Source organism: Acidipila rosea (genome assembly GCF_004339725.1).
GTDB classification, from domain to species: domain Bacteria; phylum Acidobacteriota; class Terriglobia; order Terriglobales; family Acidobacteriaceae; genus Acidipila; species Acidipila rosea.
This window is the reverse complement of the sequence record NZ_SMGK01000006.1, coordinates 176,626-203,195: the sequence shown is the minus strand read 5'-3', so window position 1 is coordinate 203,195 and position 26,570 is coordinate 176,626. Positions and strand designations below refer to the sequence as shown.

The window sequence follows — 26,570 nt, the reverse complement described above, 5'->3', positions numbered from 1 at the left end:
GGAACAGGCGTTCATGGCCATTTATTTACCCGGCACCACGGAAGATCAGGAACTCGCGCTTGATGACCTTACCCCGCGCGAAATCGTCGCCGAGCTCGATAAATATGTCGTCGGCCAGAAGGCGGCCAAGCGCGCCGTCGCAATAGCGCTGCGCAACCGCATGCGCCGGCAGAAGCTGCCGCCCGATATCGCCGATGACATCATGCCCAAGAACATCATCATGATCGGGCCGACCGGCGTGGGCAAAACGGAGATTGCACGCCGCCTCGCGAAGCTCACCAACTCCCCCTTTCTCAAGGTCGAAGCCTCTAAATTTACCGAGGTCGGCTATGTAGGCCGCGATGTGGAATCGATCGTGCGCGACCTCGTCGAGATAGCCATCGAAATGGTGCGCGAAGAAAAGCTTGAAGAGGTTGAGGATAAGGCTGAGCTCAATGCAGAGGAGCGCCTTCTCGACCTGCTTCTACCGCCGCCGACGCCTGCGCCCACCCCTGCCGCATCTGCCCCTGCAGCGCCGGCCACTGAGGTCAGCAACAACAACACAATTGCTTTCCCATCGCCCGGCAATGAGAGTCATCAACGCACCCGGGAAAAACTGCGGCAGCAGTTTCGCGAGGGCAAGCTCGACGACCGAACGGTCGAGATTGACGTTCGCGAGCGCAATGCCCCGTCGTTTGAAATCATCTCGAATCAGGGTGTCGAGGAGATGGACATCAATCTCAAGGATGTCCTTCCCAGCCTCTTCGGGCAGCGCACCAAAAAGCGCAAGATGAAAGTCGCCGAGGCTTTCGAATACCTCGTACAGGAAGAAGAAGGCCGCCTTGTCGACATGGACCAGGTGACGCGTATCGCAGTCGAGCGCGTGGAGAATTCGGGCATCGTCTTCCTCGATGAGATTGATAAAATCGCCGGTCGCGAAGGCGGCCATGGTCCTGATATTTCGCGTGAAGGCGTCCAGCGCGACATACTCCCGATCGTCGAGGGTACGACCGTCAACACCCGCTACGGCATGGTGCGGACGGATCACATCCTGTTCATCGCCGCGGGAGCGTTTCACGTATCCAAGCCCAGTGACCTCATCCCTGAGCTGCAGGGGCGCTTCCCCATCCGCGTCGAACTGCAATCGCTCACGGTGGAAGATTTCATCCGTATTCTGACCGAGCCCAAGTCCTCGCTTACCAAGCAATACACAGCACTGCTCGAGACAGAAGGGCTGAAGCTGGAGTTCACCCGCGATGCACTCGCAGAGATGGCTCAATTTGCTTTCCGGGTCAATGAAACGACAGAGAACATTGGCGCACGTCGTCTGCATACCATCATGGAGCGCGTCCTCGACGAGATCAGCTTTCTCGCCCCTGACCTGACTAAGGCTCCGCGGAGCGAGGGCAACGTAATTGATCTTGCTGCGGTAGCCAGCGAATACGGTGCTGTCACTCCTCTTCCTGTTGTGGAGCGTGAAACAGCCACCGGCATGGAAAAGGTGGTTGTTATTGACCCTGAGTACGTACGCCAGATGGTTGCCTCCATCGTGAAAGATCAGGATCTCTCGCGATACATTCTTTAATTCTGTAAAGAATCAAAATCGCGGCAACAGCTACAGGGCCAACAGGCTTCCTATGGAGTAACGGAAGAGTTATTACTCTCCTAGAGGATATTCCCATGGCCCTGTTTGCAGGCAATATAGACGATCTACGTTCGCTCTACACAACACAACTCAAGTACATGCTTTCGATGGAAGAGCAGATCACCAAGGCACTGCCCAAGATGGCCGATGCCGCAACTGATATGCAGCTGAAGAAAGCTCTTGAAACCCACCTTCGTGAAACTGAGGAGCATGTTCGTCGCGTCCAGCAGATTCTGAAAGATCAGACCGGCGATGCCGACGACAAGAAGTGTGCCGTTACCGCCGCACTCATCAGCTCCGGCGAGACAACAATCAAGGCCGCCAATGATGATGCCGTTCGCGACGCTGGCATCATTGCAGCTGCTCAAAAAGTCGAGCACTTTGAAATGGCGTCCTACGGCTCAGCCCGCGACTGGGCAAAGCTGCTAGGAGAAACCCAGGCAGCTACCCTGCTCCAGAAGACACTGGACGAGGAGAAGCACGCTGACGAAATCCTTACCAAGGTCTCTCATGAGCGGAATCCCGAGGCAACGAGAGCAGCCTGATACCTATCCTGCAGGGAGCCGCGCTATTGCTGCGCGGCTTCTTCCAGCATTCCAAGCAGACCGGCTTCGTCGATCACTTTCACGTTAAGCGTCTGCGCCTTTTCTAGCTTTGAACCAGCTTCTTCGCCCGCCACCACATAGCTGGTTTTCTTGCTGACGCTCCCCGAGATTTTTCCTCCAGCCGATTCGATCTTTTCCTTGGCTTCCTCGCGCGTAAGGGTTGGCAGCGTTCCTGTCAGCACAAACGTCAGTCCCAGGAGAGACGAACTTTTCCTTCTTTTCTCCGCCGAAAATTGGAGACCAGCGATCCGCAGCTTCTCAATCAATTCGCGATTACGCTCTTCCTCGAAAAATTCCCGAATCGCTTCCGCCACGCGCGGCCCCACATCGTTTACCCGCTCCAGCTCTTCCTGGTTGGCTTGCATCAGGGCATCCATTGAGCCGAATTCATCAGCCAATAATTTGCCCGTCCGTTCACCGACAAATCGTATGCCCAGGCCAAAGATCACTCGATGAAGCGGCGCCTGCTTGGAGCGGTTAATCTCAGCCAGGAGCGCATCCGCCGTCTTCTCACCGATACGATCGAGTGAGAGCAGCTGCTCGCGCGTCAGCGAATAAATGTCAGCCAGTCCCGCGACCAGTTTGCGCTCCAGCAATTGGTTGACGACTGCCTCGCCCAGTCCCTCAATGTTCATGACGCCTCGCGAGGCGAAATGCAGCAGACTCTCCCGCAGCCGGGCCGGGCAGTTGATGTTTACGCAGCGGTAGTCCGCCTCGCCCTCTGCACGATGCACATCGCTGCCACACTCCGGGCAATGAGATGGAAATGCGAATTCTCTGTTGCCGCGCGGATGATCCTTGTCCGCAACAACCTCGACGATCTTTGGAATTACGTCTCCTCCGCGCTCAACGCGCACCCAGTCGCCGATCATCACGCCGAGCCGAAGAATCTCGTCTGCATTGTGCAGGGTTGCACGGCTAACGGTCGTTCCTCCAATCGCTACCGGCGTCAGGATGGCAACAGGTGTCAGCTTGCCGGTCCGCCCCACCTGGATAGCAATATCTTCAATCCGTGTGACCGCCGCCCGCGCGGTGAATTTGTAGGCAATCGCCCACCGCGGGGCTTTGCCCGTGTAGCCCAGTTTTGCCTGCAACGCGGTTGCGTTCACTTTGATAACTACGCCATCTATTTCGTAACCGAGACTGTCACGTTTCGCTTCCGCACCGCGAATGAACTCCATCAGCCGCTCAACACTGGTAATGGCTTCGCGATGCTGATTGACGCGGAAGCCTGCACCTGCCAGCGCATCCAGGGCTTTCGACTGCTCAGGAAAGAGACTGCTTCCATCCGGCGTGAGCACAAAATAAGCGTAGAAGTCCAACCGTCTCGTAGCCACAATGTTCGGTTCAAGCGTGCGCAGTGTGCCCGCCGCTGCATTGCGCGGATTGGCCGCCGGCGGCAGTCCCTGCGCCTCCCGCTCTTCATTCATTTTCAGGAAGGATGCCGTGGGCATCACGACCTCGCCACGCACTTCGAAATCTGGCGGCAATCCCGCCTTCTGCAGCTTCGCCGCGGAGATCGAGAGGGGCACCGAACGGATAGTCCGGACATTCGTCGTCACGTCCTCGCCAATCGCACCATCGCCCCGTGTCAATCCTCGCTCCAGGCGCCCATTGGAATAATGCAAAGCGATCGAGAGCCCGTCCAGCTTGTACTCGGCTACATACGCGAGCTCTGCATTCCCGGCCAACTCAACGACCCGCGCGACCCATGCGCGCAACTCCTCTTCGTTATAGGCGTTGTCGAGCGAGAGCATGGGCCGCGAATGCGCGACCTTGGCAAAGCCTTCCTTCGGCTTGCCGCCTACCCTCATCGTCGGGGAGTCTGGCGTAACCAGCTCAGGGTGCGCGGCTTCAGCCTGCCTCAGTTCCAGCATCAGCGCATCGAATGCAGAGTCTTCTATCGCAGGCTGATCAAGAACGTAATAGAGATACTCATGGCGCCTGATCGTTTCCCTGAGCTGCTCAAGGAAATCTGCTGTCACTTCCTTTTCCATAGAGCCGATTATAGGTACCGCGCCCGCTCTCAGACACTGCAGCGACGGGCAATATTCTTCCCGCTCTACCCGGCGGCTAAAAATTCGCAAATGACTGATATTGCATCTGCGCGGCAACGAATGTACCGTTGCCTCAACGAGCTTATGGAACCGGTAACGCACTTTCTCACCGGAGCGTGTCTTGGCCGCTCAGGCTTCAACCGCAAGACTGCCTACGCTACGCTGGCCATGACCCTGGCGGCTGAAGCTCCCGACCTCGATGTGTTCTGGGGTTTTCGCGGACCAGTTGCCGCTTTCGAGCACCATCGTGGCATCACCCACAGTTTCCTTGCAGCTCCCGTGATTGCGCTGGTCACGACCGCCTTTGTCTGGCTCGTCCACAAGCTCAGCAGCAAGCCGCCCGTGATCCCTCCGCGATGGGGCCTCATCTGGCTCTTCGCCATGATTGCCGATCTCAGCCACCTGCTGCTTGACTACACCAACAATTACGGCATCCGTCCGTTCTATCCATTCGATGCGCACTGGTATGCCTGGAATATTGTCTTCATCATTGAGCCGGTAATCCTCCTGGCCCTGCTGGGAGCGCTGATCATGCCCTGGCTGCTGGGCTTGGCTGACAGTGAAATAGGCGCACGCCGCAAACTCTTTCGCGGCCGCGGCTGGGCGATCAGCGCGCTCATCTGCATGGTGCTCGTCTGGGCGGTCAGGAATGCTGAGCACGCTCACGCCATCGCCGTTTTTCGCAGTGCAGACGTAACCCGCGAGGCTGCTATCCGGGTCGAGGCAGAGCCGTATCCGATCAATCCATTCCTGTGGCGTGTCATGGCGGAGACATCGGACTATTACCAGACAGCGACGGTACGCACCCTATCTGATCAGGTGCAGACAGACGGCTTGGAAGACATTGTCGACAAGCCTCCTGTAACCCTGGCCACCTTCGCGGCCAAACGTTCCTGGCTTGGACGTGTCTATCTCGACTGGTCAAAATGGCCGCTCGTGGTTGATCGTGGAACCCAGGCGCCAAACGATCTACCCTCACTTCCTCCGGGCGCCTCGGCTGTGAGCTTTGAAGATCTTCGCTTCGCCTATTCGCCTGTTTCCGCCAGCTCTCACCCTGAGCAGCAACCTCCTCTCTCCGGCTGGGTCTACGTGGGAGCACAGCGCGAAATTGAAGGCATGTTCATGGGGAAAAAGGAGCAGAAGCCATAGCCGCCTGGGAGCCTCATTCAACCGGACAAGTCACTTTTCCGTCTGACACTTCGTCTTCGCTCTGCCATCTGAGGGGAATGCGGGTAGAATAGTAAGGTGAGGGTGTAATGTCTGCATATCTCCTGATTCTGGCAGCTGTCTTCAGCCGCATCATGCCGCACTCCTGGTTGAACTTTACCGCCGTTGGCGGAGGGCTGCTCTTCTTCGGCGGACGTCGTCCTCTGCGCCAGGCCTGGATTCCGGTGCTGCTGATGGCCGCGACGGACTACTATCTCACCACCTTTGCCTATGGCTATTCCTTCCACGCGCAGGACTACCTCCTGACCTGGACCTGGTATGCCGCGGTGGTTATCCTGGGCCATCTCATGTTGCGTGGCCGCCCCTCCCCTGCACGGGTAGGTGGCGCAGTGCTCCTGGCCTCTACATCCTTTTTCGCGATCAGCAACTACGCCGTCTGGATAGGATCGCTGCTCTATCCGCACACTCTCTCCGGTCTGGCTACCTGCTACGCAGCCGCCCTGCCTTTCTATCGCAATGATCTGCTCTCGACAGCTCTTGTTGCAGGATTAGCCTATGGTCTTCCGGAGGCAGCCTCGAGGCTTGCCGCCCAGAGATCGGTACGCAGCGCTGCCTGACGCTGGCTCTCAGGTGAAAAACGCGTTCAACTCTTCTGCTTTCAGCTGCAGCAAGACCTTGTCCGTCCTTTAAACAACGGCAACACAGCCAAACGAGATGAGGTCTCAATGCGCTCTTTTCTGGTTTACTCCGCAGGTATACGAATTCAAAATCGGTTTCTGCTCGCTACAGTCACAATGCGAGCCGTCAGAAGGCTGCACATCACGGCGACGCGCACTGAAGACACCGCGAACCGGGTGCTCACAGAGGTCGCTTCCGGGAAATATCTTGAAGTAGGACTGCCGGAGCTCAAGCCCCTGCAGCCCATCGATATCCCTTTGACCGCCCCGGCTGCCTGATCCGGTTTAGAGAATCTTCTTCCCAAACGCCGATGAGATAAGCTCAACCGCCAGATCTGCTGTGCGGTTGTGCTCATCGATCACCGGGTTGACCTCTACAATCTCAAAGCTCAACATGCGGCCGTGATCGGCGATGATCTCCATCGCTAGGTGTGCTTCGCGGTAGGTAGCTCCCCCGCGTACGGGCGTGCCCACTCCGGGCGCATCTTCCGGATCGATCCAGTCCATGTCCAGCGATACGTGGTAGCCCGCAGTTCCGCGTCCCGCTGCTCGCAGCGCCTCTTCCATCACGGTGCGCATGCCGCGCTCATCGATATCGCGCATCGTGTAGACCTCGGTCACCCCGGCTCGCTTGATGTTTTCCTTCTCCGTCGCATCGATATCTCGCACCCCAACCAGCACCGTATTTTCAGGCGCTACTTTTGGCGACCAGCCGAAGATATTCGCGAGCGAAGCCGGCTCCAGCCCCAGCAGCGCCGCCAGAGGCATTCCATGCACATTGCCCGAGGGGGATGAGGCTGGCGTATTGATGTCCGAATGTGCGTCGATCCAGATCAGGCCTATCTTCTGATGCTGGCGCCGGTAGAACTCCGCCACCCCTGAGACGCTGCCTGCTGCAACCGAGTGGTCGCCGCCCAGAATCACCGGAGTCATTCCTTCCTCAAGGGTCTTGACGACCATTTCCGCAGCCTTGGTACAGGTCTCGGTAATCTCCTTCAGGTAGCGGGCATTCTGCTCTCCCACCGTCTTCGTCTCCGCAATGGCGACGCTGATGTTGCCGCCATCGGTGACTACATGACCCAGCGCTTCCAGCCGAGCCTCCAGCCCGGCCACCCGGACCGCCGACGGCCCCATATCGACTCCGCGCCGCGATGCTCCCAGGTCGAGGGGGACACCGATCAAACGGATTCGACGCGGCGGCAGCGATTGGACGCCGCTGTAAAAAGGTCCCATCGCGCTGCCTGTTGTCATTGCTTTCTCTGTTGCCAGCAGTTCACTTGCTTTGGACATAAAATCTTTCAGGTCTCTCTCGGTTTACGGATACATCCGGTTCAGCGTACGTGCGAAGGGAATCGTCTCCCTCACATGGTCGAGGCCGCATATCCACGCCACGGCACGCTCGATGCCCATGCCGAAGCCGGAGTGTGGCACTGAACCATACCGCCGCAGATCAAGGTACCACTGGAAGGCCTCAATCGGCAGCTTGTGCTCCTCGATCCGCTGTTTAAGCAGCTCATAGGAGGCAATACGCTGAGATCCCCCGATGATCTCGCCATAGCCCTCCGGCGCCAGAACATCCACGCAGAGCGCATATTTCGGCTCAACCGGGTCCGGCTCCATGTAGAAAGCCTTCACGTTCGCGGGGTAACGGTGAACCATCACAGGACGATCGAATTGTGAGGAGAGATAGGTTTCATCCGGTGAGCCGAAGTCATTGCCATATTCGAACGGATGCTCGATAAGCCCTTTGGCGTGTGCCTCGTTCAGCATGGCCACAGCATCGTCATAGCGAAGACGCGGGAAGGGAGCCTTAATAGTCTCGAGCTTGGTGATGTCGCGCCCGATCACCTTCATATCAGCAGCACGGCGCGTCAGCACCCGGTCGACAATAAAGCTGATGAACTCTTCGGCCAGCACCATCAGATCGTCGAGCCCCGCATAGGCCATCTCCGGCTCCACCATCCAGAACTCGGTCAGGTGACGGCGGGTCTTTGACTTCTCAGCACGAAAGGTCGGCCCAAAACTATAGACCTTGCCCAGCGCAAGCGCCGTGCTCTCGATGTAAAGCTGACCGCTCTGGGTCAAAAACGCCTCATCGCCAAAATAGTCGACCGGGAAGAGCGTGCTGGTGCCTTCGCATGCCGCCGGTGTAAGGATCGGCGGATCGGTCAGCGTGAAGCCATTGTCATCGAGAAAGTCGCGAGCCGCCTTGATGATCTCTGCGCGAATACGCAGGATCGCGGACTGTCGCGGCGTGCGTATCCACAGATGCCGGTGCTCCATCAGAAAATCTGTACCGTGTTCCTTCAGGGAAATCGGGAATGGCGCCTCCTCCGGCACACGCTGGATGACCTCGACCTTTTCCACATCGAGCTCATACCCGCTGGGAGCGCGCTTGTCGGCGCGAACCTTCCCCGTCACGATTACGCTCGATTCCTGGGTCAGGTTTCGCACCGTATCGAAGGTCTCGGGCGTCACCGCCGCCTTGGGCACGATGCCCTGGATCGTCCCGGTTCCATCACGAAAGATGGGGAAGAGCAGCTTGCCACTCTCTCTCAGGTTATAAAGCCATCCGCGCAGGGTAACGGTCTGGCCCTCATGCGCGCCGATAGAGGCGATCGTGGTCACGGGAAAAGACATGGTCGATGAGTCGGTCATAGTGGTCCTGCTTTCAAGGCTAACGGTTTCCATAGCCTCGGGTCTAGCGGAGTCAAACGGCTGCCCATCGCGCCGCCCTTGGGCTCGGGTGCGCAGAGGGATTCCCGCGGCAACAATCGCTTATTGTGGCTGGCTGAAACGATCAGAAGGAGTACGGAAGCTTAAGGGCAGACGGGCCCGGGAAAACCATGGATCCGGCTTGCTGGAGCCGGCTCTAAAAATCGCACAACAAGAGAGGAGAAGCTTGGAAGATCCGGCTTCCCCTCTCTTGCGCGTTTACTTCGTCTTCAGCTCCAGCACCTCAATGGAGTATGCCGGAATGTTGTGTGTGAAGTTTGCGCCGAGACCGTTGATCTGGCTTTCGACCGGCACAATCCGCTTCGGATCGGAGATCGAATTTGTCTCCTGCGTGCTGTGTGCGCTCAGGCTGATCAGGGTTCCGGAGGAAGCCACGCTGCCGCCATCGAGTTTTACGTCGACAGGTTGAGCCGTCGATGTCGCGTTCACCATCTTCAGGTACAGGATCCCCTTCGAGGGGTCAGCGGTGACCGAGTAAAACAGGCGCGGGTTAGCCCCTGTAAGGTCAGACGCCAGCACCTCGGTGCCGATGTGCCCTGCGAACATAGCCTGCGCGTAGTAGCTGGGCGAGCCGTAGCTGTTCAGCGCATCGTAGCCGATCAGGTCTGTCTCCCACTGCATTCCGCCAGGGTTCACGTTGGTCAGCAGAGGCGCATAGGATGCCATCACAATCACATCGCTGTTGCGCTCCATCCCCGTCATCCACGCCGCATCGCCCAGCGCTGAACCGAAGTTCGGAGTGGGGCTCCCTTCGCGCGTGGCCCACTCGCCCACAAAGATCTTCGGGCCGTTACGGTCTGTCTTGTCGTAGTGGTGCACGTCGTTATAAAACTCCGTCGCGCGACGGTAGTAGTGGTCGTCGATCACATCCGGTCGGACGCTCTTCACCGGCGTCGTGGCGATCAGCTGCAGCTGCGGATACTTCTGCTTGATCGCCTGGTAGAACTGCGCGTAGCGTCCGTCATAGCTGCCGGAGCGATCAAACCAGTCCTCATTGCCGATCTCTACATAGGTCAGGGGGAAAGGATTCGGATGACCATCCTTCGCACGCACGGCGCCCCACTTGGTGCTCGTGCTGCCGGAGACGTATTCAATCTCATCGAGCGCATCCTGCACATAAGGTTCAAGCGCCGGTCCCGGCTCTACATGCTCCTGCCGCATTGAGTAGCCTGCATACACAGCAAGCACGGGTTGGATCTTCAGATCTTCGCACCACTCCAGAAACTCGAGCAGGCCCAGGCCATCCGAGGATTGATAGCCCCACGGGCTGGGATGCGTGGGACGATCCACCTGCGGCCCGATGGTTGTCTTCCAGTCGTACCGCTCGTAAACGTGGTCGCCCTCAAGGAAATTGCCGCCAGGCAGACGCAGAAAGGTCGGGTGCATCCCGGCCATCTTCTCCATCAGGTCGCTGCGGTTGCCGTTGGGCGTGTCTTTATAGGTCGGAGGAAAGAGCGATACCAGCTCCAGCCACATGGTGCCTGCGTGGCCGACGGTAATCACCAGGTGGTTCGCGGCGGAGGCCTCAACATCACTGCCTGTCTTCAGCGTGAACTCGTGCTTCTGCCAGCTGCCGGTCAGTTCTGGAACCGTCGCGGTCGCTACCGCCTTGCCCGTATTGTTGTTCACCAGGCTCACAGTCACGGGGCCCATATCCGTGGCAGCAGCCTTTGCGTAGAACGACCCCTTATAAACCGTATCGGGACGTACAGCCATGCCCCAGTAGCCATCATTGAGCACGCCGGCCTGGTTGTTCGGGTCTGCCTTCTGCACGTTGACCTCAAGGCTGCGGCTAAGCGCTTCGCTCGGCCCGGTCAACCGATCGATACTGATCGAAGCCTGGGAATTGCCATTCTCCACCAGGAACCAGTGCCGCGGTTCACGCCCATCCTCCGTCATCGCGCGATTACGCACCATCTCGGCATAGAGACCGCCGTCATAGGAATAGTTAATCTCTTCCGTCATCAGCCCGTAGAGCATGGGGCTGACCTTGGCAACAGGCTTCTGCGTCTGAATCGTGAGCGTCGCCGGGGACTGGGCGCCGGCGACAAGTGGGATGGCTACGAGGGCCGCCGTCAGGCAGTTCTTCAGCATGATCTTTCTCCATGGAGCAGGTGCATTCTTCATTGACTATAGAAATCGTTTTCCGGACGGCCCGCAACTCCGCCCGTTTTGACAACCGATGACAAACATATACCATTTCCCCCTCCGACTGCCATATGCCGTTTCAGCTGCACCTGCCTGCAGGAGATTAAGGTGCTTTCGGAGGCGCAGGGTCCTCGTCGCCATCCTCCACCAGCACCGCAGAGGAGCCGACCAGGTTGAAACTCGACTCTGCCGCGCCTGCCGGATGAAAGACGACGCGCAGCGGATCACGCTGCCACACCGCAGCCTGGCATGGCTCAGGCGCATGATCGACCGGGTTCCAGTCGGCAAGTTTCTTCGCCAGCAGTGGCTTCCGCGCGGCCACCTGAGCGACCACCGCGTAGAGATGTTTGCCGCCCGCATTCAGGCCGCAGTAGGCCGCATAGTCGCGAAACCAGACCACCTCCGAAACAGCGGGATCGTAGTCAGGCAGGCGTAGCGCGATCACATGCCCGCTCGTCCGGTCAATGAGCAGCCACGGTCCACGCTGCCAGACCCAGTGATCGGCCTTGTCGCCCGGCAATGCATCATTCAGCCTTACCGCCCGCCGCACCGCAAAGCTGCGATCCGTAACGTCGTGGGCGTCGCCTGTCGTCCACTCCTTGACCTTGCCATCCACGACCAGCGGACGAACATGCAGTTCCTTCTCGTCAGGCCGAGCACCTGCAGGGTCGCCCTCGATCGAGTAGGGAACTTTCTTGATCGCGCCCAGCACAGCAGAATGCGGCTTGGCCGCAGCAGACAGCATCGGTGGAGCCATAAGCAAAGCGAACGTGACCAATCCCAGCTTGTGAAGAAACATGCTGACAGGCTATGGAGGCCCGCGGTGCCGGGCAAGTCTCTTTGGTCACGTTCCCCGGCCGGTTTATCTCGACGCGCTTTGGGTAGTCAGCGCTATTGGCATCTGGTTTGCCCAGTTGCAGATGGCTGCCGCCTGCTGCTTCGTCACCTTCGCCTCCGGGTGAAATGGCTTGTAGTACCAGATCGGCATCTTGTCTTCGCTGACCATGGTGCAGACCTGATTCATCCGAATCCGCGACATCTCGGGACTGAGCTGGTCCCACTCGGAAAAATTCAGCCGGGCGCCTGCGCGGTGGATGTCGTCCTGCACCTGCGCGGAGCTGGGCCAGACATAGCCATACCAGGGAAGATCGGGGTGATCGGAGTGGCAGTTATAGCAATCCTTGTGGAGCGTAGTCATCACCAGCGCGGGAGGATGCGCGACCATAGCAATATCCGCCCCTGGACGGGTGGGCGGCAAGGGCGGCCACCCCTGATAGGGGTGATGACCCAGCGCGAGCCCAACTCCCAGCGCGGCCAGCCCGCAAAGAGCAACCATCAACAACAGTCTTTTCACGAGCGTCCTCCTGAACTCTCCCGAATGGATGAAGTTTTGTTCCCCTCAGATTGCCCTGCGGATTGCGACCCGGATGGCGGCTCGGCAGGGGCAGCTATGTAACTTGCCGGGAGAGTACCCGTCATCGACCCCAGGAAGGCAGCGATCGAGGCAGCATCGCTGTCGCTGATCGTCTGTCCGGCCTGGAAATCCGCCATCAGGTGGATAGCGTCCGTCAGAGTCGGCACGCTGCCATCATGGAAATAGGGCCCGGTCTTAGCAATGTTTCTGAGCGTCGGCACCTTGAAGAACATAAAGTCGGTCGCCGAATGCGTCACCTTCTCGCGACCAGGGTCGCTCTTGTTTCCCCAGCGGTACACGTCCCCCAGCCGCTGATAGGAGATGCCGCCCATGTCACGGCCAGCGTGGCAGGTGTCGCAACCATCAGCCAGATACAGCTTCAATCCCTTCTTCTGGGCCGGTGTCAGCGCCGCAGTATCGCCCTGTAGATAGCGGTCCCAGGGCGAGGGGGTGATAAGCCCCTGCTCAAAGGCTGCAATCGACGCTGTGATGTTCTCAATGTTGACAGGATCCTGCTGGCCCGGAAACGCCTGTCTGAACTCCGGGGCATACCCGGGAACGCGTGCTACGATGTCCACCGCTTCCTGCAGATTGTGGAGAGCCATCTCCTTTGGCGCCACCAGCGGACCATGAGCCTGAGCGATCAGGTTAACGGCACGGCCATCCCAGAACTGGGAAAGCTGAAAGGCCGCGTTGTAGACCGTGGGAGTATTCCGCGGCGTATCAATCGCCCCCGGCATGCTGCCAGGCGAGTATTGCTTGTTATCCACTCCATAATTAGTCAGCTGGTGACATGAGTTGCATGACTGGTTACTCTCTCTCGAGAGACGCTTATCGAAATACAACTGACGTCCGAGATTGATGCGAGCCAACTGCACTTGGTCGGCCGGGTCGGAATTCTGCGGCAACGCCGTGAATCGCGCTCGCAACGCCGCGGGATCGATGTTCGAGGGAGGCGTGCTGCTCAACTCCATCCGGCTGCACCCTGCGAACACCAGCGAAGCGAGGGCAGATGCAATGAGAACGGCACAACGATGCAGTCTTTTCCTTCTGCTTGCCCTGGAACATTCGGAGCGAATGAGAGACATAGGTATCCATTACTAATAGCTAGAAATTGAATGCTTTTCTTGATTGATTACTTTCTTGTTACTTAAGTTGCAGAGGCCCGGAATCATTACATGGATTTAATGCTTCTGTATTTTCCATAGGCCTCACCGGCAGATATCCAGCCACATCGGCGGCTTAGTTCCCGCTGCATGCAGCGAACGGCCAAGTGTGGCCTTCATTCTCGTTTAAGCAAGATGGACTAGGCTCATAGTCGCCCGCCCAGGTTCCGGATATGGCCGAGCGGCGGCCAAGGAGCACGCGAATACCCATGAGAAATGCGCTAAAACTTACTGCCGGCCTCGGGCTGGCACTGATGACCGCAGCGGCGATTCCGGCGATCGGACAGACTCATTACAAGATTCAGCAGGAGTGGAAGCTCGGAGGCGATGGAGGCTGGGACTATCTTGCTGTCGATCCGGTTTCCGATCTGATCTATATCACCCGGGGAGATCGGGTAATGATCGTCGATCCCGCGACCGGCAAGGAAACCGGTGAGATCACCGGCCTCAAGGGTACGCATGGGGTGGTCTTCGACAGCATAAACAAGTACGGCTATATCACTGACGGCGGCGCAAATGTGGTCCGCGTCTTCGATCGCAAATCGCATGCAGTGGTTAGTTCGATCCCTGCCGGAACCAATCCGGATGGCGCAGTCTTCGAGCCGGTGACTGAGACTGTATGGGCTTTCAATGGCCACAGCAAAAATGCAACCGCCATCGACACGAAAACCAATACAGTTGTGGCCACCGTCGGCCTCCCAGGCAAGCCTGAGTTCCCTGTGGCTGACGGCAAGGGCACGATATTCGCCAATATCGAGGACATGAGCGAGATCGTCCGCATCGATGCCAAGACCCACCAGGTGACGGCAACCTGGCCGCTCGCGCCCTGCGAGAGTCCATCCGGCCTGGCGATTGACGTCGCCCACCGGCGCCTCTTCTCCGTCTGCGACAACAAGCTGATGGCGGTAGTGGACACGAATACAGGCAAAGTAATCGCCACGCCTGCCATCGGCGATGGGCCGGACGCTGCCGGCTTCGATGCGAACAGGCAGCTCGCATTCAGCTCGAACGGCGAAGGAACTCTGACCGTCGTAAAGGAAGACTCACCATCGAAATTCACTGTTCTGCAAACGCTCGCCACCAAACGTAGCGCACGCACAATGACGATTGATCCCAAAACAGGAAAGATTTATCTCGTCGCGGCAGAGTTGGGGCCACGTCCTGCGGCAACTCCGCAGAATCCGCACCCGCGGCCGACCATCATGCCGGGCACATTTGAAGTTATTGTCGTTGGCCGGTAATGCACTAAGACAGCGGCTGCGGTGTCGCCCGCAGCCGCTGATTGACGAAAAAGGAGCCTCACATGATCACACGTAAAGCACTCTCCATCGCTTTCATCCTACCTCTTTTAGCGCCGATTGCCCTCACCGCTCAGCCTGCCGCCAAGCAGGCAAAAATCACCAAAGCCAAAGCAGAGCAGATCGCGCTGGCCAGAGAACAGGGAAAGATAAAAAGCGGTGAACTCGAAAAGGAACACGGCCGGATGATTTACTCCTTCGACATTCAGACAAAGGATGCGATCCACGAGGTCAACGTAGACGCCAACACGGGGGTCATCGTCGAAGACTCCGTTGAAAATCCTGCAGATGAGGCGAAGGAAGCCGCCCAGGAGAAGGCAAAATCACCCCGCCCGTAGGCTAGTTTTCCTTCATTTGCACAGGCTTGCAGGATATACACAGCCCTTGTTCTCTCACCGGCCATCGGAGCGGGCCTAATAACTTTCATCGCCCGCCCCGATGGGCCTAAAATTTGGAGAATGGCTACTCCTGAAGTTGCATTTGAGCGCGGCCTGCCCGCCTCCATCGATGCCGAGCGATCCATCCTCGGCGCGGTGCTGCTCGACAACAACGCCTACAACGAAGCAGCAGAGAAGCTGCACGCAGACGACTTTGCGCTTGACTCTCACCGGCGCATCTTCGCGCGCATGGCGGAACTCATTGACTCCGGCCGGGCCGTTGACATCGTCACGCTGGCCGAGGAACTCGCCCGCCGCAAAGAAGTCGAGTCCGTCGGCGGCGTTGCTTATCTCGCGTCTCTGACTGAGGGGCTGCCCCGTCGCATCTCGATTGACGAATACGTCCGCATCGTCAAGGACAAGTCTCTTCTGCGACAGCTCATCAATATCTGCTCGAGCGCCATCACGCGAGCCGCCGATCAGAGTGAGGAAGCGCTCGAAGTACTGAACGCCGCCGAAAGCTCCCTGCTTGAGGTGACCGAGCGCGGCATCACGCGAGGCTTCGCCGGCATTCCGGAAATTGTCCGCGACTCCTTCGGCACGATCGATAACCTCTATAAGGAAGGCCGCGAGGTTACCGGGCTCGCGACCCACTTCATCGACTTTGACCGCATGACCAGCGGCCTCCAGGAATCGGAACTGATCATCATTGCCGCGCGACCCTCCATGGGTAAAACGGCGTGGGCCATCAACATCGCGCAGAATGCCGCAGTGATGGGCGGCAAGACGGTAGCAGTCTTCTCGCTTGAAATGTCAAAGGAATCGTTGCTGCGCCGCATGCTTGCCTCGCAGGCCATGGTCGATTCGCAGAAGATTCAGAAGGGATTTCTGCTGCGCGAGGATCAGGACAAGCTTACCCGCGCGCTCGAAGCACTGGCCGAGTCAAAAATCTTCATCGACGATACCCCCGGCATTTCGCTGACCGAAATGCGCGCCAAGGCACGCCGGCTGCGCCAGATGAACGGTGGCCTCGACCTGATCGTGATCGACTATCTGCAACTCATGACAGGCAGCAGTGGCGGCCCGGCAGGCAAACGATTTGAGAACCGCACCCAGGAAGTCTCGGCAATTTCGCGCGGACTGAAGGCTCTGGCCAAAGAAATGAAGGTGCCGGTGATCGCGCTCTCCCAGTTGAGCCGTGCCTCAGAACAGCGCGGCGGCGACAAGAAGCCGATGCTCTCCGATCTTCGTGAATCGGGTTCGATCGAACAGGATGCTGACGTCGTCGCCTTTATTCATCGCGAAAGCTATTACAACCGCGATGAAAATGGCCAGCCCGATCCGGACACGGAGGGCAAAGCCGAAATCATTATTGCCAAGCAGAGAAACGGGCCAACCGGCTCTGTGCAGCTTGCGTACATGTCCAAATGCACACGCTTTGAAAACCTCGCCCATGGCGGAGAGGACGGCGGATACTAAGTCCGCTTGAACGCGGGAGATGCCACATCGACTGCTTCTCCCGCGTTCGCTGTTTCCTTACGGCTTCGGCAGCTGAGACGTATTCCACCCTCCGCCAAGAGCCTCGATCAACTGGACACTGGCGACAAACTGGCGGGTGGAGATGCTTGCCTGGGTGCGTTGATTGGTCAACTGCGCGGTCTGTGCAGTGAGCACTTCCAGGTAGTTCACCAGCCCTTGCTTATAGCGGCCAGTACTGATCATGAGCGATCGCTCTGCGGCGGCAACCGCCGCGTCCTGGGTCGTTGATTCCTGATTGAGAATGCGAAGGGCAGCAAGATTGTCTTCGACCTCCTGGAATGCAGTCAGGACGCTCTGGCGGTAGTTCGCCACCGTGACGCCATAGTTATCGCGAGCCTGCTGCGTCACAGCATGGCGACGGCCTGCGTCGAAGAGAAGTTCGGTAGCTTGACCGCCGAGAGACCACAACTCGCTTGGCCCCTGCAGCCAGATGCCCGGACGCTTCGCTTCGAAGCCGCCGCCGCCTGAGAGCACGATGCTGGGGTAATAAGCAGCGATGGCAACACCTATCTGCGCGTTGGCCGCATCCACTCGACGCTCAGCGGCAGAGACATCAGGGCGACGCTCAAGCAGTTCCGATGGCAGGCCGGCAGGAATGGCAGGCACGCTGTTGCCCAGCGGCATCTCCGGCAGGCTGAAGGTGGAAGCAGACACTCCGATAAGAGTGGCGATAGCATGCTCATATTGAGCGCGCGCGACAGCGATATCGATGGCCTGCGTACGCGTGCTTTCCAGCTGCGTCTGTGCCAGTGCGACATCTGACTCGGTGGCGACGCCACCCTTGAAACGTATCTGCGTCAGCTTCAGGTAGTGCTCATAAGCGACAACCGTATCGTTGAGCAGCTGCTGCTGCGTATCGAGACCGCGCATCTCGAAGTAATCCACTGCCAGCTCGGCTCGTACGCTTAGCTCCACGTTGGCCAGGTCCGCGGCGGTTGCCTGTGCAGAGGCGCTCGCGGACTCTACGGTACGCCGCACGCTGCCCCAGAGGTCCGGCTCCCAGCTCGCCTGCCCTTGCAGGACGAAGTCGTTGTACTGCGAAGGCGCGCTCGGGAAATACACCGGCCTGTTGTAGGAGAGCCTGCTGCGCGCTCCGGTGAGTCCTGCACTTAGGGTCGGGTAGTAGTTCGAGCGGTAATACTTCACTGACTCACGCGCGGAGAGATACTGCTCCGTGGCCGCCTTGAGCGTCTGGTTGGAAATAGCAATCTTGTCTTCGAGATCGTTCAGTTGTGGATCGTTGTAGATCGTCCACCAGTTGCCCTTGAGCGCAGTGTCCTCCGGCTGCGCAGACTTCCAGTTACCTCCCGGCGGATTGGGCGGCGGCGTCAGCTCCTTATACGCCGGCGGGGGCGGAGTAACAGTAGGGCGGTGATAATTTGGCCCCACTGAGCAGCCCGCCAGCAGAAGGCAGAGGACTGCTGAAGCCGCGAGAGATAACTGAGTACCCTTCATCGTCATTGACCGTTGGCCTGCTGCTGACGAGGATGAACAATGTGTACCGTCTCCCCATCCACAATTGAGTCCGGCGGATTCTGCACAATTTCATCATCCGGTTGCAGACCGTCAATAACTTCGACGACTCTTCCGTCGTCTTTTCCAATAGTGATCTTAACCAGCTGCGCTTTATTATCGACAACCTTGACGACCCGCAGCCCTTCCGAGCGGAACATGAGCGCCGGCACAGGGATGATCATCGACCGCCGGTCCGTGTTTAGGTTGAAATGAACGAAAGCGTACGATCCGGGGAACAGTTCCCCTTTGCGGTTATCTACATCGACCTCAACCAGCAAGGTGCGTGAGTTGGGATCGATGGCCTTCGCGGTGCGGACTACCTTGCCTTTGAATTCACGACCCGGATACTCCGCAAAGCTAAGCGTCGCGACGACGCCCGGGACGCACGCACGGGAGTAGACCTGCGGAACATTAACGTAGACGCGTAGTACGTTTTCCTGGGCCATGTGAAACATTTCACTGGCAGCGCCGGCATTGATCAGCTGGCCCACGTCGATATTGCGAGCGGTCACAGTGCCGTCGAAGGGCGCGTAGATTTTCTCGAAGGAAACAAGCTCCTCGAGCCTTTGAACATTGGCCAGCGCCGACCGGACCTGGGTGTTTGAGGCCGCGGCCTGTGTGTAGAAGTTTTCTGTATCCTGATGCGATACGGCATCTTGTTTCAACAAGTCCTGGTAGCGCGAAGAGGTTGCCTGCGCGAACTTCTGGTTGGCCTCCGTCGTGAGCAGGTCGGCCTTCGCCTGCGCGAGTTGTTGATCGACCTCGGGGCTTTCAATAACAGCCAGCAGTTGGCCCTTTTTCACATGTGCGCCGATGTCGAAGTACCACTTCTTCAGATAGCCGTTGGTGCGCGCATAGATGGGCGAATCCATGTAGGCCTGAACGCTGCCCGGCAGCGAGACATCCTGCTCCGGTTTGCCCAGCTGTGGCTTGGCAACCATGACATTGGGGGCGGCCAGTTCACTGGTGCTCGACTGCAATGCTGTGCGAGCGCGTACACGTGGAACAATGCCGCCAGCTGCCAGCAGGGCAGCAGCAACAAAAAGAACGACCACCAGAATAAGGACCGTCCTGGGCGAGGCGCCCTTTTGCTTCTGTTCATTCGCCTGGTGATTCATCGCGATTGGCTCTCCGGTAGTGCGGCGCGCTTCTGCCGCTTGCGTTCGCGGCGGCTATGCAGCACGCTGAAAAAAGTCGGCACAAAAAACAAGGTTGAAACTGTAGCAAAGAGTAGTCCACCGATAACTGCGCGGCCCAGCGGCGCGTTCTGCTCACCGCCATCACCTAGACCGAGCGCCATCGGCACCATGCCGATAATCATAGCGAGCGCTGTCATGATTACAGGGCGGAAGCGCGTAAATCCAGCGAGCAGAGCTGCGTTGCGCGCATCTCCTACGCTTTCTTCCAGCTGCTCACGCGCAAAGCTGACCACAAGGATTGAGTTGGCGGTGGCGACTCCCATGCACATGATCGAGCCGGTGAGGGCCGGCACGCTGATGCGAGTGTGGGTCAGGAAGAGAAACCAGACTATTCCGGAAAGCGCTGCCGGCAGGCCGGAAACAATGATGAACGGATCGAGCCACGATTGAAAGTTAACCACGATCAGGAGATACACCAGCAGGATTGAAAAGATCAGCCCTCCTATCAGCCCCACAAACGAGGTACGCATCGTCTGCACCTGCCCACGAATCACCAGCTGCGCCCCGTGTGGCAGTTTCCCCTTCATATCCTTCACGACTTTCTCTATGCCGCGATCCACGCTTGCCAGGTCTGTACCGGAAACATTGCCATAGATATCGATTGCCGGCGCGATGTTATAGTGCGTGACCGTTGCCAGTTCCTCGCCCTGGGTTATCGTCGCCAGGTTGCCGAGAATCTGCACAGGCTTCCCCATCAGGTAGCTGCCCGGCATCACACTGCCTGGGCCGCGCCCCCCGGGCGTTCCAGCTGGAACGCCTCCGCTTCCACTGCCCGGATTGACAGGGATATTCTGCAGATCCTGCAGCGTGTCCAGGTTGTACTGAGGCGATTGCGCTGCGATGCTGTATTCGACTCCGTTGCGGGGGTCGAGCCAGAAGGTTGGCGCAGTCTGGAAGCTGCCGCTGCTCGCGACCAGCAGACTCTGCGCCACATCCCGCTGCGATAACCCGATTTGCTGTGACTTCGTGCGGTCGATGTCGAGAAAGAGCTTCGGCTCGTTGAACGGCTGCTGAATGCGCATGTCCGCAGTTCCGGGCACATACTTCACCCGTTCCAGCAACTGTTCCGCAAACTTGCGGTTTGCTTCCAGATCCCTCCCGACAATCTGAATATCGATCGGCGCAGGCATGCCGAAATTCAGAATCTGCGTCACCATGTCGACCGGCAGCGTGTAGAACTCAACGCCCGGAAACATCCGCGGCAGCCTGCGTCGAAGCACGTTCACATAATCATCTGTCGGGTGGTGCTTTTCTGTGAGCTGCACCTGTATATCGGCATCTCCGGAACCCACCGTGCCTGAGTTGCTGTAGCTCAGGTTGAGGCCGCTGTAAGGTATGCCGATGTTGTCGATGATGGTGACAAGCTCATCCTTGGGAATCACTTCGCGGATTGCTGCATCGACCCGGTCGCTCAGGGCTGCAACATCTTCAATGCGCGTGCCTGTGCGCGCACGCATGTGGAGCTTGAACTGCCCTGCATCAACCGATGGAAAAAAGTCCTGTCCCAGAAAAGGAAAGAGTAAGGCAAAGGACCCGATACAGAAGACAAAGAAGAGGAGCATGAAGATGCTCGCATGCTCGACACAGAGGATAAGGAGGCTATGGTAGCCATGCCGCAACTTTTCGAAGTAGTGCTCAAAGCGAAGCTGGAAGACGACGAGAGGATTGCGACTCTGTTTCTTCCGTTCGGCCTCTTCGTCGTCGTGCTCGTGGAGCAGGTACTTCGCCATGGTCGGCACGACTGTGCGCGACAGCACATAAGAGGCGAGCATGGCGAACACGACGGCCTCACCGAGCGGTACGAACAGATATCGCGCCACGCCGGTCAGGAAAAACATCGGCACAAAGACGATGCAGATGGAGATCGTGGAAACAAAGGCCGGAATCGCGATCTGAGCCGCGCCGTCGAGGATCGCCTGCTCGATCGCCTTCCCTTCTTCCAGGTTGCGATTGATATTTTCAATCTCGACCGTCGCGTCGTCGACAAGAATACCCACAGCGAGCGCCAGGCCGCCGAGGGTCATGATGTTAATCGTCTCGCCTAAGGCAGCCAGCACCATCAAGGAAGTAAGAATGGACAGCGGTATCGAAACCGCGATGATGATCGTGCTTCGCCAGCTTCCCAGGAAGAGCAGAATCATCAAGCCGGTGAGGCAGGCTGCGATGATCGCCTCGCGAACGACACCATTGATCGACGCACGGACGAAGATGGATTGATCCGCAAGCGGGGTGATCCGCAACTGCGGCGGCAACTGCGCCTTGATCTGTGGCAGCTTGCTCAGTACCCCGCCAACAATATCCAGGGTCGAGGCGTCGCCAGTCTTGATGATGCTCATCAGGGTGGCTCGCTGCCCATCCACCCTGACAATATTTGTCTGCGGTGGAAAGCCATCGCGAACATGAGCGACATCGTGCATGTAGACCATCGCGCCGTTGACCGACCGTACAGGAAGGTCATTCAGCCCCTTGATCGTGGTGGGTGCGCTGTTGGTCTCTAGTTGATATTCGAAAGTGCCGATCTTCGCTGTACCCGACGGCAGGATGAGATTCTGTGCCGCAATGGCATTCACAACATCGGCCGGAGAAAGCCCCTTGGCCTGCAAAGCGCGCACGTTAAGGTCAGCCTGGACCTGGCGCTGCTTGCCGCCATAAGGGAAAGGAATGCCCGCACCGGGGATGGTCACAAGCTGCGTGCGGATAAAGTTCAATCCCATGTCATTGAGCTGTTGCTCGCTGAGCCCCTGCCCTGAGAGAGCCAGCTGCAGAATGGGAACGCTGGATGCGCTGTACTGAATGATGAGCGGAGGAGTTGTACCGAGCGGCATCTGGCGCAGCTCGGTCTGCGCAATGGCCGTTACCTGGGCAACCGCGGTGCCGATATTGGCGCGCGGCTGGAAGTAGATCTTGATAACCGATACGCCGTAGAGCGAGTTCGACTCGATATGCTCGATATCGTTGACCGTCGTAGTGAGCGCACGCTCGCTGAGATAGACGATCCGGTTCGCCATATCCTCAGCAGAGAAGCCCTGATACTGCCAGACAATCGAAACTACGGGGATGTTGATATTCGGAAAAATATCAACCGGGGTACGCAGGATTGAAATCGGCCCGAGAATGAGCAGCAACAATGCAAGGACAGCAAATGTGTAGGGCCTTCGCAGTGCGAGGCGAACAATCCACATGGCTCGTTGATTTCTCCTGCTACAGCCGGGCGGATTGAGCACGGCCTGAATAGCGTGGCGACGCCTCGAGAGCGCCCGGGTGTGCCGTCTTCCCGACCGGCACTGTTTCAATGGACGAATCTACAATTTCAGATGTTTCAAATCACAAAGTGATTCAGCGCAATAATTTGGCTGGAGCAAGCCTACATATTCATTTTCTTGAAAATGCTGCCTGGCACACTCCGGACCACGAACATGATCAGCCCCCAGAAGGCCGGGACGTAGACCACGTCCTTACGCTTCGCAATGGCTTTCAGGATGCCGTCGGCAATCGCATTCGGGTGAGCGAACAAGGCGTTCTGCGGTAGGTGCGCGGTCATCGGCGTGGAGACAAAGCCCGGCTTGATAGTGAGCACCTGGACGCCGCTGCGGTCGATGCGGTTGCGAACCCCATCCAGAAACACATTCAACCCGCCCTTGGAGGCCCCATAAACATAGTTGCTCTTGCGCCCGCGATCTCCTGCCACCGAGGAGATGACAGCAAGGGTTCCCTTGTGCGCCGCCTCAAAGTAGTTCGCAAGCCACGTGATCAGAGAGACAGGCGAGAGCAGATTGGTCCGCAGCACTGCCTCAGCGTGAGAATAATCCGTTTGCGCATCCGCCTGCTCCCCCAGAACTCCGTGAGCGATGAGCGCCAGATCGATTGTGCCGAGCGCCGCTGCAGAGTCGGCCAGCATCTGCGGATGGAGGGCGGTATTATCGAGGTCCAGCACCCGCGTATGGACGGCGCTTGCTCCGCGAACCCGCAGGTCCGCGGCCACGGTATCGATCTTTTCGCCATTGCGCGCGACGAGGTAGAAGCTGGCGCCCTTGACGGCCAGCTGCCGCAGGACCGCAATCGCGATGGCCGAGGTCGCTCCAAGAGCGAGTACGCGGCTGGGTAGATCACTCTGCGACTTAGCCATTCGTAACCCTTTTCCAAAAAGCCGAGCCGAAGGCTGGATCGATATAGCGGGAAAACTCACGCCACTGTGGATAGAAAGCCTGAAACTGTGCAGCGGTCATCCGTGCGTCCTTGGCCGGGTACATGCGGCCTCCGTGATCGAGCGTGATATTGGCGAGCCGGTCGAGCAGGTCGAAACTGACCTCCTCGCGGATTGGAAAATCGAGCGCAAGCGTTATCCCGGGCTTTGGAAACGACATCAACCCCGGAGATGGAACATCGCCGAAGACCTTGATGACAGCCAGGAACGAGGCGAGACCCGACGAGGTGATCGCTTTGAGGATCTGCGTAATCCCCTGCTGATCGCCCTCCCATGGAATCACGCACTGGAACTGCAGCAGTCCGCTCTTTCCATACATGCGGTTCCAGTGCAGGACCTGATCGAGCGGATAGAAAAACGGCTCGTAGTCCACCAGGGCGCGCTTCTGCTTCGCCTGCTGCTTGCTGTAGTAGAGGGTGTTGAAGGCAGCGATTGAAAGGCGGTTGAGAGCAAACTCCGGCAGGTCGATTGGCAAGGTAAGCCATGGCTCAGAACTCGGAACCAGGGGCTCGGCAATCTCCGAGTGATCGCCGGCCATGAAAATACCGCGCGCGAAGTTCTTCCCGGTGGCTACACAGTCGATCCACGCAACCGTGTATTCGGAGTTGGCGCTGGAACGCGAGAGCGCGACAAACTCTTCAATGCCGACAAATTTATCTCCCTGGTACTTGATCTTCCGCGACACGATGGGGCGCAACCGGATCTCCGCCCAGGTGATGAGGCCAGTCAGTCCCATGCCCCCAATGGTGGCCGAGAACCAGTCGGAGTTGCGTTCGGCGCTGCAAAGCAGGTGGTGGCCATCTGAGCGCACAAGCTCAAACTGGATCACATGATTGCCAAACGTTCCGGCAACGTGGTGGTTCTTGCCATGAATATCATTGGCAATCGCCCCGCCCACGGTCACGTACTTGGTGCCGGGAGTCACCGGCAGGAAAAAGCCTCGGGGCACGGCAAAGTCGAGAATCTCCGCCAGCGTAACGCCGGCCTCGCATCGCAGCACACCCGTCAGCGGGTCGAACTGCAGCAGGCGGTCTAATCCGCGGGTGGCGAGGAGCGTACCGCCATCCAGCAGGCAGACGTCTCCATAGCTGCGTCCCGCACCCACAGGCAGCAGGGGGGCTGGCGTGGGTCGCTTCAGCGGGAAGTCACTCGCCCAGCTGAGGGGAACCACATCGGCATAGAGTTTCGGGTATCTGCCCCAGGATTCGAACCGGGGGCGGGGATTGCGTGCCATATTCCTCTAATGTTAGCGGTAAATCTTAAAGCGCGAGCAGCGCAATGACCAGAACTGCAGCTCCGATCAACAGGCTCATCTTATCTGTGAGGGCAAAGATGACCGGATCTTCGTCGAGTTCGCCGCGCGACGCCAGCAGCCAGACGCGGCTGATCCACAGAATCATCAGGGGGGTTATCAGCCACATGCGCTGGGCATGCGAATAAAGTCCCGCAACGTCCTTGCCGCTGATGTAGAGGGAGAACACCACGACCGAGGCATAGGCGCTGGCGGTTCCAAAACTGCGCATCTGCTCGATATCCACCAGCAGATAGCCTCGCCCGTTGGAAGGCGTGTGCCCGCGGTCACGGGTGTTCTGCAGCTCGCTGAAGCGCTTGACCATGGCCAGGCTGAGGAACAGAAACAGAGAAAAGGCCGCCAGCCAGGGTGAAATGACAACCTTGGTTGCCGCTCCTCCCGCCAGCATACGGAGGGTATAGAGGCCGGAAAGAAGAATCACATCGACCAGCACGACCCGTTTGAGCACCAGCGAATAGCTCAGCGTGGTGACCAGATAAAGCAGAAGCCAGCCGAGAAAGGCGTGCGCGAGGAATTGCGCGCCGAAAAAAGACACCGCCATAAACACGGCAATGATCCCCGCTCCGGCCTGCGGAGAAAGGTCTCCAGAGGCAAACGGGCGATGGCGCTTCTTCGGATGCCTGCGATCCGCTTCAATGTCCAGCAGGTCGTTAACAATATATGTAGCCGATGCACAAAGGCTGAAACAGAAGAATGCCAGGATCGCATTGAAAATCACCCCGGCTCGAAGGGTGTGGGCCAGAAGCAGCGGAACGAAGATCAATACATTTTTCGCCCACTGGTGAAGGCGAACCGCCTTCAGAAAAACCTTTGCGGCAGGCCGGCGGTCTTCAAAGGTCCGGCTGATGCGTAACTTGCGCGAGCGAACCAGCCCTCGCAAACTCCTGTCGGGGTTCGCCAGCATCGCCTCGCCGGCCTTTTCAAGCAGAGGAAGATCGGGCCTGGCATTACCGACATAATCAAAGCCCAGGCCCTCGAAACGGGCTTCCAGGCGATTCAGCTTGTTGTGGCTCGTCAGGTTGGTGCTTCCATCGCTGGCCAGCACCTCTTCAAAAATCCCCAGATGGGCAGCAACGCGAACAGCTAAATTGCTATCCGCCCCTGTCGCCAGATACAGTTTGCGACCATTGCCGCGCTGCTCCTCCAGAAACTCGAGCAGAGGGCGGTTATAGGGCAAATGCGCAACGTCCAGCGCGACCTCGCGGGTTACCCGGTCTTTAAACGCTGCCTTGCCACCCCGCAGCCAGCCTGGCAGCTTCGCCAGGGCTGCCGGCCGCTTCCTGATCATCAGCAACAGAGAGTCGATCAGCGTGTCGCTCTTGACCAGCGTGCCATCAAGGTCGACACAAATGGGTCTGGAAGCTGCCACCGGCGTGACTTCTTGGAGGTAGGTCTGACTCATCTGGCCTGCTCCTCAGCAGTTTGGCTTGGTGTGGATAAAAGAGGCTAACGTTGCTGAAATAGCGTATCATCCCGTTTACGGGTCACCAATTCAATTCTGGCGCAATCAGACGGTGCCCGGAATCCCGAAA

21 protein-coding genes are annotated in these 26,570 nt (G+C 58.3%); 8 read left to right on the top strand and 13 right to left on the bottom strand.

Translation table 11 applies throughout. The features are described 5' to 3' along the window. The first annotated feature begins 13 nt into the window (after positions 1 to 13). Both hslU and C7378_RS15955 read left to right on the top strand, forming a co-directional pair. Entirely contained in the window at positions 14 to 1,564 is a 1,551-nt protein-coding gene (gene hslU, locus C7378_RS15960; RefSeq protein ID WP_131998948.1) for an ATP-dependent protease ATPase subunit HslU, read from the top strand. 95 nt (positions 1,565 to 1,659) lie between these two features. After that, entirely contained in the window at positions 1,660 to 2,169 is a 510-nt protein-coding gene (locus tag C7378_RS15955; protein ID WP_131998946.1) for a YciE/YciF ferroxidase family protein, read from the top strand. Positions 2,170 to 2,192: 23 nt separating this feature from the next. Here C7378_RS15955 and ligA read toward each other — a convergent pair whose 3' ends face one another. Further along, a complete protein-coding gene (ligA, locus tag C7378_RS15950; RefSeq protein ID WP_131998944.1) occupies positions 2,193 to 4,226 on the bottom strand; it encodes an NAD-dependent DNA ligase LigA in 2,034 nt (677 codons plus the stop codon). Positions 4,227 to 4,370: 144 nt separating this feature from the next. Here ligA and C7378_RS15945 point away from each other — a divergent pair, with 144 nt between their 5' ends. From C7378_RS15945 to C7378_RS17780, 3 genes are all read left to right on the top strand, one after another. Further along, positions 4,371 to 5,435, top strand: a complete 1,065-nt coding sequence (locus C7378_RS15945; protein ID WP_131998942.1) for a metal-dependent hydrolase — start codon at positions 4,371 to 4,373, stop codon at positions 5,433 to 5,435. Between the two features lie 107 nt (positions 5,436 to 5,542). Beyond that, positions 5,543 to 6,070, top strand: coding sequence for a DUF6580 family putative transport protein (locus tag C7378_RS15940; RefSeq protein WP_131998940.1), 528 nt, complete (start codon positions 5,543 to 5,545; stop codon positions 6,068 to 6,070). 177 nt (positions 6,071 to 6,247) lie between these two features. Further along, a complete protein-coding gene (locus C7378_RS17780; protein WP_165876851.1) occupies positions 6,248 to 6,409 on the top strand; it encodes a hypothetical protein in 162 nt (53 codons plus the stop codon). A 6-nt stretch (positions 6,410 to 6,415) separates the two neighbouring features. Here the strand turns inward: C7378_RS17780 and rocF are convergent, their stop codons facing one another. The 6 genes from rocF to C7378_RS15910 form a co-directional block, all read right to left on the bottom strand. Continuing rightward, entirely contained in the window at positions 6,416 to 7,420 is a 1,005-nt protein-coding gene (rocF, locus tag C7378_RS15935; RefSeq protein ID WP_243648302.1) for an arginase, read from the bottom strand. Between the two features lie 24 nt (positions 7,421 to 7,444). Next, positions 7,445 to 8,788, bottom strand: coding sequence for an asparagine--tRNA ligase (gene asnS, locus C7378_RS15930; protein ID WP_131998938.1), 1,344 nt, complete (start codon positions 8,786 to 8,788; stop codon positions 7,445 to 7,447). Between the two features lie 276 nt (positions 8,789 to 9,064). Further along, positions 9,065 to 10,960 carry an alpha-L-arabinofuranosidase C-terminal domain-containing protein gene (locus C7378_RS15925; RefSeq protein ID WP_131998936.1) on the bottom strand — a complete coding sequence of 632 codons (1,896 nt, stop codon included), beginning with the start codon at positions 10,958 to 10,960 and terminating at the stop codon, positions 9,065 to 9,067. Between the two features lie 157 nt (positions 10,961 to 11,117). Then, complete coding sequence (locus C7378_RS15920; RefSeq protein WP_243648301.1) at positions 11,118 to 11,759, bottom strand: hypothetical protein; 642 nt, start codon at positions 11,757 to 11,759, stop codon at positions 11,118 to 11,120. Positions 11,760 to 11,876: 117 nt separating this feature from the next. Beyond that, positions 11,877 to 12,368: a heme-binding domain-containing protein gene (locus tag C7378_RS15915; RefSeq protein WP_131998932.1), complete on the bottom strand. Its 492-nt coding sequence runs from the start codon at positions 12,366 to 12,368 to the stop codon at positions 11,877 to 11,879. After that, a complete protein-coding gene (locus C7378_RS15910; protein ID WP_165876850.1) occupies positions 12,365 to 13,402 on the bottom strand; it encodes a cytochrome-c peroxidase in 1,038 nt (345 codons plus the stop codon). Before C7378_RS15910 ends, C7378_RS15915 begins: the two co-directional genes overlap by 4 nt. A 401-nt stretch (positions 13,403 to 13,803) precedes the next feature. Here C7378_RS15910 and C7378_RS15905 point away from each other — a divergent pair, with 401 nt between their 5' ends. The 3 genes from C7378_RS15905 to dnaB all read left to right on the top strand — a co-directional run bounded on the left by C7378_RS15905 (position 13,804) and on the right by dnaB (position 16,748). Further along, complete coding sequence (locus C7378_RS15905) at positions 13,804 to 14,835, top strand: YncE family protein (RefSeq protein WP_243648300.1); 1,032 nt, start codon at positions 13,804 to 13,806, stop codon at positions 14,833 to 14,835. A 62-nt stretch (positions 14,836 to 14,897) separates the two neighbouring features. Then, the gene (locus C7378_RS15900) at positions 14,898 to 15,230 is read left to right on the top strand and encodes a PepSY domain-containing protein (RefSeq protein WP_131998928.1); all 333 of its coding nucleotides are present in this window, start codon (positions 14,898 to 14,900) and stop codon (positions 15,228 to 15,230) included. Between the two features lie 120 nt (positions 15,231 to 15,350). Then, positions 15,351 to 16,748, top strand: a complete 1,398-nt coding sequence (gene dnaB, locus C7378_RS15895; protein WP_131998926.1) for a replicative DNA helicase — start codon at positions 15,351 to 15,353, stop codon at positions 16,746 to 16,748. 57 nt (positions 16,749 to 16,805) lie between these two features. Here the strand turns inward: dnaB and C7378_RS15890 are convergent, their stop codons facing one another. From C7378_RS15890 to C7378_RS15865, 6 genes are all read right to left on the bottom strand, one after another. After that, positions 16,806 to 18,269, bottom strand: coding sequence for an efflux transporter outer membrane subunit (locus C7378_RS15890; protein ID WP_243648299.1), 1,464 nt, complete (start codon positions 18,267 to 18,269; stop codon positions 16,806 to 16,808). Next, positions 18,266 to 19,441: an efflux RND transporter periplasmic adaptor subunit gene (locus tag C7378_RS15885; RefSeq protein WP_131998924.1), complete on the bottom strand. Its 1,176-nt coding sequence runs from the start codon at positions 19,439 to 19,441 to the stop codon at positions 18,266 to 18,268. Before C7378_RS15885 ends, C7378_RS15890 begins: the two co-directional genes overlap by 4 nt. Further along, positions 19,438 to 22,704 carry an efflux RND transporter permease subunit gene (locus C7378_RS15880; RefSeq protein ID WP_131998923.1) on the bottom strand — a complete coding sequence of 1,089 codons (3,267 nt, stop codon included), beginning with the start codon at positions 22,702 to 22,704 and terminating at the stop codon, positions 19,438 to 19,440. The genes C7378_RS15885 and C7378_RS15880 overlap by 4 nt, the downstream gene beginning before the upstream one ends. 182 nt (positions 22,705 to 22,886) lie before the next feature. After that, on the bottom strand, positions 22,887 to 23,648 hold the full coding sequence (locus C7378_RS15875; protein ID WP_131998921.1) for an SDR family oxidoreductase: 762 nt from the start codon (positions 23,646 to 23,648) through the stop codon (positions 22,887 to 22,889). Continuing rightward, positions 23,641 to 24,960 carry an FAD-binding oxidoreductase gene (locus C7378_RS15870; RefSeq protein ID WP_131998919.1) on the bottom strand — a complete coding sequence of 440 codons (1,320 nt, stop codon included), beginning with the start codon at positions 24,958 to 24,960 and terminating at the stop codon, positions 23,641 to 23,643. Before C7378_RS15870 ends, C7378_RS15875 begins: the two co-directional genes overlap by 8 nt. Positions 24,961 to 24,985: 25 nt before the next feature. Next, positions 24,986 to 26,440, bottom strand: coding sequence for a UbiA family prenyltransferase (locus C7378_RS15865; protein WP_131998917.1), 1,455 nt, complete (start codon positions 26,438 to 26,440; stop codon positions 24,986 to 24,988). Positions 26,441 to 26,570 lie beyond the last annotated feature (130 nt).

Bases quoted from the DNA above. Each gene is read 5' to 3' on its own strand.
- hslU (WP_131998948.1), top strand. From the start codon at position 14: ATGGCCATTTATTTACCCGGCACCACGGAAGATCAGGAACTCGCGCTT.
- C7378_RS15955 (WP_131998946.1), top strand. From the start codon at position 1,660: ATGGCCCTGTTTGCAGGCAATATAGACGATCTACGTTCGCTCTACACA.
- ligA (WP_131998944.1), bottom strand. From the start codon at position 4,226: ATGGAAAAGGAAGTGACAGCAGATTTCCTTGAGCAGCTCAGGGAAACG.
- C7378_RS15945 (WP_131998942.1), top strand. From the start codon at position 4,371: ATGGAACCGGTAACGCACTTTCTCACCGGAGCGTGTCTTGGCCGCTCA.
- C7378_RS15940 (WP_131998940.1), top strand. From the start codon at position 5,543: ATGTCTGCATATCTCCTGATTCTGGCAGCTGTCTTCAGCCGCATCATG.
- C7378_RS17780 (WP_165876851.1), top strand. From the start codon at position 6,248: ATGCGAGCCGTCAGAAGGCTGCACATCACGGCGACGCGCACTGAAGAC.
- rocF (WP_243648302.1), bottom strand. From the start codon at position 7,420: ATGTCCAAAGCAAGTGAACTGCTGGCAACAGAGAAAGCAATGACAACA.
- asnS (WP_131998938.1), bottom strand. From the start codon at position 8,788: ATGACCGACTCATCGACCATGTCTTTTCCCGTGACCACGATCGCCTCT.
- C7378_RS15925 (WP_131998936.1), bottom strand. From the start codon at position 10,960: ATGCTGAAGAACTGCCTGACGGCGGCCCTCGTAGCCATCCCACTTGTC.
- C7378_RS15920 (WP_243648301.1), bottom strand. From the start codon at position 11,759: ATGCTGTCTGCTGCGGCCAAGCCGCATTCTGCTGTGCTGGGCGCGATC.
- C7378_RS15910 (WP_165876850.1), bottom strand. From the start codon at position 13,402: ATGGAGTTGAGCAGCACGCCTCCCTCGAACATCGATCCCGCGGCGTTG.
- C7378_RS15905 (WP_243648300.1), top strand. From the start codon at position 13,804: ATGAGAAATGCGCTAAAACTTACTGCCGGCCTCGGGCTGGCACTGATG.
- C7378_RS15900 (WP_131998928.1), top strand. From the start codon at position 14,898: ATGATCACACGTAAAGCACTCTCCATCGCTTTCATCCTACCTCTTTTA.
- dnaB (WP_131998926.1), top strand. From the start codon at position 15,351: ATGGCTACTCCTGAAGTTGCATTTGAGCGCGGCCTGCCCGCCTCCATC.
- C7378_RS15890 (WP_243648299.1), bottom strand. From the start codon at position 18,269: ATGACGATGAAGGGTACTCAGTTATCTCTCGCGGCTTCAGCAGTCCTC.
- C7378_RS15885 (WP_131998924.1), bottom strand. From the start codon at position 19,441: ATGAATCACCAGGCGAATGAACAGAAGCAAAAGGGCGCCTCGCCCAGG.
- C7378_RS15880 (WP_131998923.1), bottom strand. From the start codon at position 22,704: ATGTGGATTGTTCGCCTCGCACTGCGAAGGCCCTACACATTTGCTGTC.
- C7378_RS15875 (WP_131998921.1), bottom strand. From the start codon at position 23,648: ATGGCTAAGTCGCAGAGTGATCTACCCAGCCGCGTACTCGCTCTTGGA.
- C7378_RS15870 (WP_131998919.1), bottom strand. From the start codon at position 24,960: ATGGCACGCAATCCCCGCCCCCGGTTCGAATCCTGGGGCAGATACCCG.
- C7378_RS15865 (WP_131998917.1), bottom strand. From the start codon at position 26,440: ATGAGTCAGACCTACCTCCAAGAAGTCACGCCGGTGGCAGCTTCCAGA.